The sequence below is a fragment of the Microcoleus sp. T3_B1 genome (assembly GCF_036700445.1).
In the GTDB taxonomy this organism is placed as follows: domain Bacteria; phylum Cyanobacteriota; class Cyanobacteriia; order Cyanobacteriales; family Microcoleaceae; genus Microcoleus.
On sequence record NZ_JAUBOX010000125.1, the window covers coordinates 1 to 13916 of the forward strand.

Genomic DNA, 13916 nt, shown 5'->3' on the forward strand with positions numbered 1-13916 from the left:
GAACCACATAGCACAGACGACCTCCGTTTTCAAAAAAACCGCGTACTGCATGAGCAAGGTAACTTCCAGATGACGCCCGATCAAAAAATTGATCGAACTGCGGCCAAAGCTTTAATAGCTTCGGTTGATTAGAATCTTCTTTTTTTTCTTTTTTTTCCGCATCTTTAACCTTCATCACCCCCAAGAATGCAGGGACTCCTGTGATTAACTCTGGAGAAGGGGCTGGAAATATTTGCTCCAGGTAGACACCTGGTGTTGTATGTGGTTTTCGCTCCGTCAGCATTTTAACTTCCCCTGGAAACCGTTATTATTTACCTGGCCCGGCCCACTGGCTGAGATTGAAGATGACAAACTCTGCCGGTTTGACTATAGCCACACCAATTTCAGTGATAACTTGTCCTTGTTCGCGCAATTCAGGAGGATTGGTTTCTTCATCGCATTTAACGTAGAAAGCTTGTTCGGGTGTATTGCCGAACAGAGCACCGCTACGCCAAACGGTCATCAAGAAAGCTGTGACGTTACGACGGATTTTTGCCCATAGTTCCGGAGAATTCGGCTCAAATACCGTCCACTGAGTCCCTTGGTCTATCGACTTTTTCAGATAGTTAAATAGGCGACGGACATTGATATATTTGAACTCGCCATTGGCATCGCCTCCAATGGTACGTGCGCCCCACACCCGAATATTGCCGTTGAGATTGCGAATGCAGTTGATTCCTTGGGGATTTAGACCATCTTGTTGATTTTTGCTGAGATTCTGCTTGAGTCCCAGCGCTCCCAACACAATTTCATTTGCTGGTGCTTTATGAACCCCCCTTTGTGCATCTACGCGAGCGTAAATTCCAGCAATGTGACCGCTGGGCGGTACAGATATTTCCTGTTTGGTGTCCGGGTCAAAAACTTGAATCCAAGGGAAGTAGAATGCAGCATATTTGGAATTAGTAGGCTTGTTATTATTAACTCCATCGCTCGTATCGCTTTCAGCACAATCTAAGATAGCAAAGCGATCGCCTGTTTTCTGCTGGCAATGAGTGATGATGGCACTCCGAGCCTCTGGAGTAGTAATTCCAGGCGCAGCAACAATGGCAATTTCATCGATCGCTTCAAAGTTTTTCAAAGCTCCCTCAATACCGCTCTCAGTGTTGACTTGTACTACATAGCAGCGCGTCCCCCCATTTGTAAAAAAACCGTAAACGGCATGAGCCAACAGAAATGTTTTTGTTTTTTGTTTTAGCCCAGAACTTGAAAAACTGCCGAAGAACTTTTCAAACTCAGCGAAGTTCGTGCATAGCTTAAGTGTACCTGTTGGTATTAATGTAGTCTGATTTTGTTCTGGTTTTTTGTCTGCTTCGGGTGAAGTTTTTGATTGTTCTGATTGATCCTTAGTCGGTTTATTTCCTCCAGAACTTTGGTCGCTTTGTGGCTCCTTGTTATTTTGGGTTATAATACCAATAAACCCAGCAGTGCTTGTTCCGACTCCTGCAATGGGGGCAGAACCAGAGGCAACTTCCTCAACATATACACCTGGAGATAAATAAGGCATGGAGATTGATTCCTTTAAGAAGACTAAACAATTTTTTCTTTGGAAATATTGGCTACATTAAGGTTTAGGCCAACATCACTCCAATTAATTTTACCATTTTTAGAGTCTACTATTTGTATTCGTTCAGAGTTAGCTACGCCGTAACGGGTTCCTGCACTTGGCAGCGAAACAGTTAATGTATAGCCTCCATCAGGCAAGTCTAGAAAGTAAAAGCATCCATCAGTCGCAGTTATAGTTCGGTCAGGACGCTTAAGCATTTTTTCCCAACTCTTACCATACTGGAGAGCCTGCAAATCTAGCCCATTTTTAAATTCTTCTGGCATTTGGGAAATTTCTACTAAAGCCCCAGGAAGTGCTAACTTAGTTTCAGCATCTTTAACTTGTCCGGCGATCGCCACCCGATTTTTTGTCTGTTCCTTTGCTAACATACTTTTATTCTCCTAATTGAGAATAATTTATTATCGACTCCTGCACAAGCTTTCCAGCTTCTACAGGTTCATGAACATCTACTGCAATGGTAACAGTATAACTTAGAATTGCTTTAGGCTTCCCTCCCATCACTTGCCATAATTCCGACCAATTTTGGGATTGAGGGGGACGCAAAGCCATTGTTCGCAACGGAGGTTCTTTTCCCTGGAGACTACCACGCAAAAACTCAGTGGGAATTTTGGGGTAGCGCATCAGTATCTTCATAACTTCACCTAAAAAACGGTGTTCCTGTTTAATCTCCTTGTCTGCACACCAAACTGTAATTAAATATGAACAATCAACTCTAACAGGAGGCGGATATTTGAGCGCACTACCATTATTTTGACGTTCTACGATCCACTCATTGCTACGCAACTCTATATTTTCTCGAATGTCATAGAGAAACAGGTTCAAATTAATAGTAGCTGGAGGATGGAGGTCAGCAAAATTATTATCTGGGGCAGCAAAGCTAATTTCAAAATCAGTACGGTTCCATTTCAGAGAAAGTTCTTGACTGAGTAATTCTTTCAGAGTTTCATCTAAGTCTTGAATCATTGATTTAACCGAGGTTTCGCACAGGTGTCACTACCGACCGTTAGAACAAACCAAACAATTTGATTTTTTTGCGAATCCACAAGGGTCATATTTGACGATCGCTCCCTGCCTTCTGAAAAAATAGATGTGTGAGAATTCAATTTTTATCCTCAACCTAGTAATGATGCAATACCTGCTGACAGAGGCAATACTTCTTCTCACTTAGTTGGGAATCAGCTAACTGGCTTGTATTTTTCGATATAAAAACTCTATTTCTTTAGATAGATTCCTGTCAAGGGGGTTTCACATCTTTTTTTTGTTATTTATTTATCTTAAGAAAATATACAGACTGTAAAAATTTAAGACTTATTCGCAAACAATGCCGTCAGAGCTGAAAAACTGTTGAAACCCTTATTGAAGCGTTGGTTTCGGGCTACCGAATCTTGGAGGGGGTCGGTAGCCCGAAAAACCAAGCGGGGAGAAGGATTGGGGATTATGGGAAAGGTCTAATGTAAATGGAGGCATTTCTTCTCAACCTTTTTCTACGTTATTCACGCCCAAACAACGAAATGTTGAAGTTTTACCTTCCGTGACTTTTTGTTTACAGAAATTTTATTGATTTCCCTTGACAAGCATCTATCTAAAGACTTATCTTAAGTATGTCTAGAAAGAAATCACAAATAAATAAGCTGATGAATACGGCTGGCAAAAAGATGAAATTGAATCTATAGGGGGAGTGGCTCGACAAATCAGAATATTACTGCTGCCAAGGCATTCAAGAACGGACGTAGGGGTGCAATAGCAGCGTCCGGTAAGAAATATTGCTACTACAAAATTGTCCTCAATGTGAAACTCGCTCCCGCAGCTCTCTTATTTGTAATTAAACTTAGACACATGGTAGCTCCTTTAAATAAATCAGAAATTTCAGCATTTAATCCAGAACAGCAACTTAGAAGCGAAGAAAATTTAACAGACGCCGAACGGCATAAGTTATTAGTCGAGTGGAATAACACTACAAGAGAATATCCCCAAGATAAGTGCATCCACCAGCTATTTGAGGAACAGGTAGAGCGATCACCTGATGCCATTGCGGTGGTTTTTGAAGGGGAGCAAGTGACCTATCGAGAATTGAACGCAAGGGCTAACCAACTGGCACATTACCTGCAAAGCTTGGGCGTAGGGCCAGAAGTTTTGGTTGGAATTTGTGTGGAACGTTCCATCGAGATGATAGTGGGACTCTTGGGTGTCCTCAAAGCCGGTGGTGCATACGTTCCTCTCGATCCAGCTTATCCCTTTGAACGGCTGAGTTTCATGCTGGAAGACTCCTCGGTGCCGTTGCTGCTCACCCAGTCCAAGCTGGTCGGGAAACTTCCCTCACATTCTGCACTGGTCGTTTGTTTGGATTCTGACTGGGAAGAAATTGCTTTGCATAGAAACGAGAACCCTAGCAGCACTGTTCCCCCCAATAACCTAGCCTACGTTATCTACACATCAGGGTCTACAGGAAACCCCAAAGGCGTGCAAATTTGCCACCGATCGGTGGTCAACTTATTAAATTCTATGCGCCTGACACCTGGATTGACACAGCAAGATATTTTGCTGGCAATTAATACCATATCTTTTGACATGGCTACACCAGAACTCTACTTGGCCCTGATTGTAGGAGCCAAGCTAGTTTTAGCCACCCGCGAAACGGCTGTTGACGGTGACCTGTTGTTGAAAAAACTCATAGAATCAGATGCTACTGTTATGCAAGCCACGCCTGCTACTTGCCGCTTACTGTTAGCTGCTGGATGGCAAGGAAAACGGAATCTGAAAATCCTCTGTGGTGCCGAAGCTGTACCCACAAAACTAGCTGACACTCTGCTAGAGAGATGCGCCGAATTGTGGAATTTGTACGGTCCGACGGAAACCACAGTTTGGTCAACAGTCTACAACATCGGAGCGAATCGGCCTCGTGTGCGTACAAAAGACGCTCCAGAATTGCTTGGACACCCCATTGCTAACACTAAAATCTATATTCTCGACACTCATAACCAACCTGTACCCATTGGAATGCCAGGAGAGATCCACATCGGGGGTGTTGGTTTAGCCAGAGGTTATCTCAACCGTCCCGATTTAACTCAAGAGAAATTTATTGCCAATCCTTTCAGTGACGAACTGGGTTCGCGCCTCTACAAAACTGGTGACTTAGCTCGTTATCTACCAGATGGCAATATCGAATACATCGATCGTATTGACAATCAGGTAAAAATACGCGGCTTCCGCATCGAACTCGGCGAAATTGAGGCAGTATTATCTCAACACCCAGCAATTTTAGAAAGTGCGATCGTACTGCGACAAGAGGTTTCAGATCGCAAATACCTGGTAGCCTACATTCTTCCCAGTGACTTCACAGCAATTTCTCGCAAGAACCTGCACGATTTTCTCAAAAAGAAACTGCCCACTTACATGATTCCAGCAGTATTCGTAATGTTAGATGCCATGCCATTAACACCTAATGGCAAGGTAGATCGTCGGACACTACATGAATATGCTGAAACTATGCCTCTAAAGAAAACAGAAATAAATATATTTAATCTACGAATGGGCCTTGTTTCCCAAAATCAACAGGCAAATTTAGAAGTAAAAACTACACAAGCGGGCAGCATTCGCTCAACATTAATTTCTTTGGTGGCGAACTTGCTGGAAATAGAAATCGATGAAATAGATGAATTTACCACTTTTTTAGAAATGGGGACTGATTCACTACTTCTTTTAGAAGCTATGCGAAGCATTCAAAGCACTTTTAAAGTTCAGATTGGAGTTCAACAGTTTTTTGACGAGTTGGAAACCATTGACGCTTTGGCTACCTACATTGAGCAAAATATGTCATTTGAAACGGAACAAAAAATTTATAAAGAAAACCAACTATATCAGATTAACCTAACCCCGGCAAGTTTAGAATCTAGTATAACGCCCCCACAATTAGTTCAAACAAAAACATTGAATGTACCCGTAGCCGTTCCTAAAGATAAAGTAATGAACATACCTAATGAGAACCAAGAGCCTCAGACGAATGTAGAAAAAATTATCGCGCAGCAGCTTCAATTAATGTCTCAACAGCTTGAACTTTTACGGACTCAGCAGCCACACAAGGAGCTTAAGCCTTTAGAAAAAAATACATTCATTGAATTGGCCTCGCCCAAGTCATTTGAGCGCTCAAACACAGGTAGCGATCGATGTCCAGTGTGTTCTTACAATGAATGGGACCCACTTGAAGAGGTAATAGTTGGCATTGTTGACGGAGCGATGGTTTCCTCGTGGCATACAATCCATCGAGCTACCGTGCTTCCCGGTCAAGAAAAACAAATGGAGACCCTGAGCAAGCGGACACAGTTTCAACCACTTCCCTATCCAGAGTGGCTCGTTCAGGCTGCTACCAAGTGTGTCGATGAATTTGCTCATATTCTTGAATCGGAAGGAGTGGTTGTACGTCGGCCTGATGTTGTTGATTACTCTGCTTCTTTCCGCACACCTGCTTGGGAAGTAATGAATGGCTTTTGTGCAGCCAATCCCCGCGACGTTTTCTTGGTAATTGGGAATGAAATTATTGAAGCTCCAATGGCGGATCGAACTCGTTATTTCGAGTCCTGGGCTTATCGCTCCCTACTCAAGGAATACTTAAAGGCAGGAGCTAAGTGGGTCGCTGCTCCCAAACCACAGCTACTCGATGCACAGTATGACCCAGATTACAAAACTCCCGCTCTAGGTGAAGAAATGGGCTTTGTAATCACTGAATTTGAACCAACATTTGATGCCGCAGACTTCGTGCGCTTTGGACGGGATATTTTTGTACAGAAAAGTCATGTCACCAATAGCCTTGGGATTGAATGGGTGCGGCGTCACCTGGGTGATGAATATCGAGTTCACGAAGTTCAGTCACTCTGCCCGCAAGCCTTGCACATTGACACCACTCTAGTTCCTCTCGCTCCCGGAAAGGTATTGGTAAATCCCCTGTTCATCGATGTTGACAATCTGCCTGACTACTTCAAACATTGGGATATCTTGCTCGCACCTAAACCTAACCGAACGCCGATGACGCTCTATGACACAAAAGTGATCAGTCACTGGATAAACATGAACGTACTGAGTCTCGACGAAGAGCGAGTTATCGTGGAAAAATCTCAGGAATACACGATTAAAGCATTGAAAGACTGGGGTTTTAAACCCATTCCCTGTGAGTTTGAAAGTTACTATCCTTTCTTAGGATCTTTTCATTGCGCGACATTGGATGTCCGCAGACGTGGCGTACTCCGTTCCTATGAGATGGAGGAGGGCGCTCTATGAATCTCAATCAATTTTTAGCTGAACTTGCCCAACGCGGTATCAAATTGTGGCTAGAGGGCGATACGTTGCGTTTTCGCGCTCCCAAAGGGGTAATGACATCGGAAGATCGGGATTTACTGGTATTACATAAAGCAAAAGTTATCTCCTTGCTGTCCCAGAACAATACAACCGCAAACGATACCGATCAAACAATTGTATCCATCTCAAAAAAACGGGATATACCTCTATCTTTTCCCCAAGAACAACTGTGGTTTTTGAACCAGTTAGACCCAAATAACGTTTCTTACAACGAACTATTCGCTCTACGATTCTTGGGCGTACTGAACATCGTTGCACTAGAGCAAAGCCTGAACAAGATCGTCGCTCGCCATGCAGCTTTACGAACCAACTTTGCGACGGTTAACGGGCAGCCCGTTCAGGTCATTGCCGAAAGCTTGACTTTGACAGTGCTAGTCATAAACTTAAGCAATCTACCTGCTAGTGACAGAGAAATAGAATTCCAGCGATTAGCAACAGAACAAGCCCAAAAACCCTTTGACTTAGTTAGCGACCCCTTAATCCAAGGGACTGTACTTAAGCTAACAGAAACAGAACATATATTTTTGTTAAGAACTCACCACATTGTCTGGGATGGTTGGTCATTAGGTATCATGTGGCAGGAGCTAGCAGATTTCTACAATGACTTATCTCAAGAACTACCTCCACTCCCGGCTCAGTACCCCGACTTTGCCGTTTGGCAGAAGCAATACTTGACAGGTGAGGTATTAGATTCCCTACAAACTTATTGGCAGGAACAACTATTAGATGCACCTCCTTTATTAGAACTACCCACTGACCGAGTGCGAGGAGTCACACAACCCTTTCGAGGAAAACATCATAGATTTGCCATTCCGACTCCGCTCAGTGAGGCTCTTATTGGTTTAAGTCGGCAGCAAAAAGTGACTATTTTTATGACACTATTAGCTGCCTTTCAAACATTACTTTACCGTTATACTGGGCAAACCGATCTTTGTGTAGGTTCGCCCATTGCCAATCGCGATCGCCCCGAATTTAAGGATTTGATTGGATATTTTGTTAATACGCTAGTATTACGCACTTGTTTGTCAGGAAATCCCAGCTTTAAGGATTTACTGTCTAGAGTCCGAAAAGTAACGCTCGAAGCTTATGCTTATCGAGAGCTACCGTTTGAAAAGTTAGTAGAAATATTGCAGCCAGAACGCTCTTTGAGTTATACGCCACTGTTCCAGGTGATGTTGATGCTGCTCAATGAGTTGCCCGATATCCAGATGGAAGGCTTAAAGGTAAGTCCATTGGCGGTAGAAACTGGCATAGCGCCGTTCGATTTGACTTTATGTATAGAGAACAGGGCCTCTGGCTTAATTGGGGAATGGGAATACAATACCGACCTGTTTGACGATGCAACAATTGCTAGGATGGCTGGTCATTTCCAAACTTTGCTGGAGGGAATCATCGCTAACCCTCAAACCCCAATTTCAGATTTACCATTGCTTACTCAACAAGAGCAACATCAACTGCTCTTTGAGTGGAACAATACTACAAAAGACTATCCCCAGAATAAGTGTATCCATGAGTTGTTTGAGGTAGCTGTTGAGCGATCGCCGGACGCCATTGCGGTAGTTTTTGAAGGGGAGCAACTGACCTATAAAGAGCTGAACCAACGGGCGAACAGGATAGCACACTACCTGCAACACCAAGGCGTGGGACCAGAGGTGTTGGTGGGGATTTGTGTAGAGCGATCTCTAGAAATGATAATCGGGTTGTTGGGTATCCTCAAAGCTGGCGGTGCTTACGTTCCGCTAGACCCGAACTATCCGTCTGAGCGCTTGGCTTTCATGCTAGAAGATTCGTCGGTTCCAGTGCTGCTGACTCAAGAGAGGCTAGTCGAGAAACTTCCTGCACACTCAGCGCGTGTTATCTGCTTAGATTCAGACTCGAAAGAAATTGCTTCTTACCCCAAAGAAAACCCTTTAAGTTCAGTGAAGCCAGAAAACTTGGCTTATGTTATCTACACATCAGGGTCTACAGGAAAACCCAAAGGCGTTTTAATTCAACACGGGTCGTTAGCCAATTACACGACGGCTGCGATCGCTGAATATGCCATTTCACAGAGCGATCGCATTCTCCAATTCTCCTCAATTAGTTTTGATGTCAGTGCTGAAGAAATCTATACCAGCTTGACATCGGGTGCCACGCTTGTCTTGCGTACTCATTCCATGCTCGATTCCATTCAAGGATTTTTACAAAAGTGCAAGAATTGGGAAATAACCGTCTTAGCACTCCCTACAGCTTACTGGCACGAACTGACCACCTTATTGAGTCAAGAAAAATTTACCATTCCTCCATCATTGCGCTTAATAATCATTGGTGGAGAAAAAGCACTCCCCGAACGATTGAAAACTTGGCTTGAATCTGTAGGACAGCGAGTTCGTATCGTGAATAATTATGGCCCTACAGAAGCCACTGTGGGGGCAACGATATATGATTTATCCGTAGGCGACACCAAATTGAAAGAGTTGCCTATCGGTCGTCCCCTTGGTAATGTGCAGACCTACATCTTAGATGGCAACAGGCAGCCTGTACCCATTGGCATTTCGGGTGAGTTGTACATGGGCGGTGCTGGTTTAGCACGCGGATACCTCAACCGTCCCGATTTGACAGATGAGCGGTTCATTCGCAATCCCTTTAGTGACTTCCCCACTTCTCGCCTGTACAAAACTGGAGATTTGGTTCGCTACCTAAGCGACGGCAATATTGAATACCTCGGTCGGATAGATGACCAAGTGAAGGTGCGCGGTTTTCGTATCGAACTCGGAGAAATCGAAGCAGCACTCAGCCAACATCCAAACTTGCTCCAAGTCGCTGTTACGCTTCGAGAAGACATTCCGGGTCAAAAGAGCTTAGTGGGTTATATTGTCCTTCTTCAGGAACCAGCACCCACTTTTAGTGAACTGCGCCATTTTCTGAAAGAGCAACTACCAGACTATATGGTGCCTAGTGCTTTTGTGATTTTGGAGTGCTTGCCAGTGACACCAAATGGCAAAATAGACCGCAAATCATTGCCAGCACCAGACCTCAAAAGTTTGATTCAAAAAGGAGATTTTGTAGCTCCTCGGACTCCTACAGAAGAATTACTAGCATCCATCTGGGCTAAGGTCTTGGGAGTAGAAAAAGTGAGTATAAATGACAATTTTTTTGAATCAGGTGGGCATTCTTTACTGGCGACTCAACTTCTCTCAAAAGTGAGTCATACCTTTGGACTAAATTTGCCTTTATCGAAATTGTTTGAAGCTCCAACTGTAGCGGATATTTCTAGCTACATTGAAGCAATCTCTTGGGCAACTCAAAATATTGAAACGAGCAACACAACTATTAATAACCGAGAAGAGGTGGAATTTTGACGAATACAATTAAGTTTATTAATGATCTACGCAAGCTGGATATCAACCTATTTATGGAAGGCGATCGCCTGCGTTGCAACGCTCCTGAAGGGACACTCAACCCTGCTCTCAAGTCAGAAATTAATGGACGTAAAGCTGAAATTATCTCCTTTTTACACCAAGCCAATAATCAAAAGAATGCCAGTGCGCTCGCTCCTATATCCAGAACAGAAAACAACACCTTCCCTCTTTCCTTTGCCCAACAGCGTCTTTGGTTTCTAAACCAATTACAGCCGAACAGCGCCTTCTATAATATTCCTCTTGGCTTGCATTTTAGCGGTCAACTCAATATTGGGGCTTTAGAGTCAAGCTTGCAATTACTCATCAATCGCCATGAAATCTTACGCACTAACTTTATTGCTGTAGATGGAGAACCCGTTCAGGCGATCGCTACCGCTAGAGATTTTACGCTGCCAGTCGTGGATTTTCGTCCTCTGCCAGCAAGTGAACAAGAGCTTGAGTATGATACATTAGCTTCTCAGTCAGTAATGTATGTGTTTAATCTCGCCCAAGAGCCTCTACTCCGAGCACAGTTAGTTCAGCTTACTCCAACAGAAAATGTTCTACTGCTAACAGTTCACCACATTATCTTTGATGGTTGGTCTGTCAATATCTTTGTTCAAGAGTTAACCACAATTTACTCAGCTTTAGTTGAGCATGATACACCAACTCTGCCTGAAATCAACCTTCAGTATGTAGACTTTGCTGTGTGGCAACAGCAGTGGTTACAGGGAGAAGTTTTAGAATCTCAACTCGCTTACTGGCAGCGAAAACTAGCAGGGATGCCAGCGCTGTTAAAATTGCCAACCGACCGTCCCCGACCTGCTGTACAATCCTTTCGCGGAGAAACTCAAGTTTTTACCCTTGAGCAAGATATTAGTGAAGCACTCGTAAATTTGAGTCAGCAGCAGGGAGTTACGCTCTTTATGGTGCTCCTCACAGCGTTTAAAGTATTGCTCTATCGGTACACCAACCAGTCCGATATTGTTGTTGGCTCTCCAGTGGCAAATCGCCAGCACTCTCAAATCCAAGGAATGATAGGATTTTTTGTGAATAATTTAGTGTTACGCACTGATTTATCAGACAATCCTACCTTTCTCCAATTATTAAAACAAGTTAGAGGAGTAGTGCTAGAAGCCTACGATCATCAAAACGTGCCGTTTGAGAAGTTAGTAGAAGTGTTACACCCAGAACGTAACTTAAGCTATACCCCATTGTTTCAAGTAGCTTTGGCTCTGGAACATGAGCCAACATCTGCTGTTATTCTTAAAGATTTAACAATTAATCTATCTGAACCTGGAGAAAATCATACGGCTAAATTGGATTTAAGCTTATCGTTGTATAAAACTGAGCAGGGTTTAACAGGGGCATTTGAATATAGTACAGACCTATTTGATGCCACGACCATTGCCCGCATGATAGAGCATTGGCAAACGCTGTTAGCAGGTATTGTAGCGAATCCCGAACAAAGGCTATCAGATTTACCCCTTTTGACGGCGATTGAGCAACACAAATTATTAGTGGAGTGGAATCAGACCCAACAAGATTACCCTCAGAATCTATGTATTCATCAAGTATTTGAAAAGCAGGTAGAACAAACACCAGATGCAGTAGCAGTAATCTTTAAAAATCAGCAGCTAACCTACCGAGTACTAAATGCCAAGGCTAACCGATTAGCACGCCATTTACAAACACTGGGGGTAAAACCAGAAACACTGGTAGGTATCTGCGTAGAGCGTTCCCTAGAGATGATAGTGGGACTGTTGGGCATTCTCAAAGTCGGTGGTGCTTACGTTCCTATAGACCCCGCCTACCCACCAGAACGCATCGCCTATATGCTCGATGATTCTGGGCTGCCAGTTTTACTGACTCAACAAAAACTGGTCGCCTCGTTACCAGAGCATCAAGCGCGGGTAGTTTGCTTGGACGCTGATTGGGAAGAAATCTCTGTGATGTCCTTCCTTCCTCCCATCGCTGGCGTGACATCAGAAAACTTGGCTTACATAATCTATACCTCCGGCTCAACCGGAAAGCCCAAAGGAGTTCTCATCACTCATCAAGGATTGTGCAATCTAGTTCAGACACAAATCAAGCTATTTAACGTGCGGCAAGATAGCCGAGTTCTCCAGTTTGCTTCCATTAGTTTTGACGCTTCTATCTGGGAAATTATTATGGCTCTTTGTACGGGGGGCCAACTATATCTTGGAACGCCGGAAGAATTGCAACCGGGACTAGCATTGCTTCAGCTATTGCAAGAGCAAAAAATTACCCATGCTAACCTTGTGCCATCTGTGCTTGCGGCTTTACCGGATGAGGAGTTACCCGCTTTACAGAATATTGTAGTAGGGGGAGAGGAGTGTCCTCCTTTTTTGGTTGAGCGATGGGCTTTTGGACGGCGTTTTTTTAATCTCTACGGCCCAACTGAATCTACTGTCTGTGCTACTATTGCACAATGCTTTAAAGGTAAAGAACTGCCATCAATTGGACGACCGATCGCCAACACCCAAATCTATATTCTCGATAGCCATAAACAACCCGTTCCTATCGGTGTTCCTGGAGAACTTCACATTGCTGGTGTGGGACTAGCAAAAGGTTATCTCAACCGTCCCCATTTGACGGCTGAAAAATTTATCCCCAACCCCTTCAGTAATGAACCGGGTTTGAGCTTGTATAAAACCGGCGACTTAGCCCGCTATTTACCCGACGGCAATATTGAATTTCTCGGTCGTATCGACAACCAAGTAAAAATCCGAGGTTTCCGCATCGAACTCGGAGAAATTGAGGCTGTACTGGCAAAACATCCGAACGTGCGCTCAGTGACAGCCATTGACCGAGAAGATGCACCTGGAAACAAGCGCCTCGTAGCTTATCTAGTCTCTAACCTTATTCCAGAACGTGTCCCTTATCACAGTGAATGCCAACTAGAACTAGAGGGTAACGCCATCACAATCCACACACAGGATATCTCCACTGGCGGCGTTGGTTTGGTGGGGGTGCCAGCTATCGAACGAGGTAAGAGCGTCCGCGTGCACTTGCAACTACCTGGAGAGAGCGAACCGCGCTGGCTTTCTGGGACAGTAGTTTGGTCACGTCCACCACAGGCGGGGATTCGCTTTCATCTTACACCCAGCGAACAGGCTCAAATCGAGCAAAGCGTAGATTATCAGTTGGACACTCAAGACTTGTGGAAAACTTTGCAGCGCACAGTGACTCGCAACCTGCGCGACTACCTGAAACAAAAGCTACCTGATTACATGATACCGAGCGCGTTTGTGCTGATGAAAGCGCTGCCGCTGACACCCAACGGCAAAATAGACCGTCGCGCCTTACCCGCACCAGATAACTTTCACAACGAACCGGAAGGCAAATTTGTCGCCCCTGACACCCCGACTGAAGCGAAACTGGCTGCTATCTGGGTTCAGGTTCTGGGATTAGAAAAGGTCGGCATTAATGATAATTTCTTTGAACTAGGAGGACATTCACTGCAAGCAGTTTCACTCGTATCCAAGCTCTCAGTAGAGATGAACCTTAAAGTTTCAGTCAAGCTTCTATTTGAGCATCCCACTATAGCTAAATTAGCCAAA

General features: G+C 44.2%; 6 protein-coding genes and 1 pseudogene. 3 read left to right on the forward strand and 4 right to left on the reverse strand.

Annotated elements, in window-relative coordinates; genetic code table 11:
- The 4 genes and pseudogenes from QT990_RS33580 to QT990_RS33595 form a co-directional block, all read right to left on the reverse strand.
- Positions 1-283: pseudogene (locus QT990_RS33580) on the reverse strand (hypothetical protein); the annotation flags it as partial.
- 24 nt (positions 284-307) lie between these two features.
- Positions 308-1543, reverse strand: coding sequence for a phage tail sheath subtilisin-like domain-containing protein (locus tag QT990_RS33585; RefSeq protein WP_333466285.1), 1236 nt, complete (start codon positions 1541-1543; stop codon positions 308-310).
- Positions 1544-1566: 23 nt separating this feature from the next.
- A complete protein-coding gene (locus QT990_RS33590) occupies positions 1567-1971 on the reverse strand; it encodes a carboxypeptidase-like regulatory domain-containing protein (protein ID WP_333466286.1) in 405 nt (134 codons plus the stop codon).
- Positions 1972-1975: 4 nt separating this feature from the next.
- Positions 1976-2566: a DUF4255 domain-containing protein gene (locus QT990_RS33595; RefSeq protein ID WP_333466287.1), complete on the reverse strand. Its 591-nt coding sequence runs from the start codon at positions 2564-2566 to the stop codon at positions 1976-1978.
- Between the two features lie 873 nt (positions 2567-3439).
- Between QT990_RS33595 and QT990_RS33600 the strand changes: the two genes are divergently transcribed.
- The 3 genes from QT990_RS33600 to QT990_RS33610 form a co-directional block, all read left to right on the forward strand.
- The gene (locus tag QT990_RS33600) at positions 3440-6874 is read left to right on the forward strand and encodes an amino acid adenylation domain-containing protein (RefSeq protein WP_333466288.1); all 3435 of its coding nucleotides are present in this window, start codon (positions 3440-3442) and stop codon (positions 6872-6874) included.
- On the forward strand, positions 6871-10293 hold the full coding sequence (locus tag QT990_RS33605; protein ID WP_333466289.1) for an amino acid adenylation domain-containing protein: 3423 nt from the start codon (positions 6871-6873) through the stop codon (positions 10291-10293). Before QT990_RS33600 ends, QT990_RS33605 begins: the two co-directional genes overlap by 4 nt.
- The coding region (locus tag QT990_RS33610) for an amino acid adenylation domain-containing protein (protein ID WP_333466290.1) at positions 10290-13916 on the forward strand (3627 nt) is incomplete at its 3' end. The genes QT990_RS33605 and QT990_RS33610, both read left to right, overlap by 4 nt.

Coding starts and splice junctions, on each gene's coding strand:
- QT990_RS33585 (WP_333466285.1), bottom strand. CDS start 1,543: ATGCCTTATTTATCTCCAGGTGTATATGTTGAGGAAGTTGCCTCTGGT.
- QT990_RS33590 (WP_333466286.1), bottom strand. CDS start 1,971: ATGTTAGCAAAGGAACAGACAAAAAATCGGGTGGCGATCGCCGGACAA.
- QT990_RS33595 (WP_333466287.1), bottom strand. CDS start 2,566: ATGATTCAAGACTTAGATGAAACTCTGAAAGAATTACTCAGTCAAGAA.
- QT990_RS33600 (WP_333466288.1), top strand. CDS start 3,440: ATGGTAGCTCCTTTAAATAAATCAGAAATTTCAGCATTTAATCCAGAA.
- QT990_RS33605 (WP_333466289.1), top strand. CDS start 6,871: ATGAATCTCAATCAATTTTTAGCTGAACTTGCCCAACGCGGTATCAAA.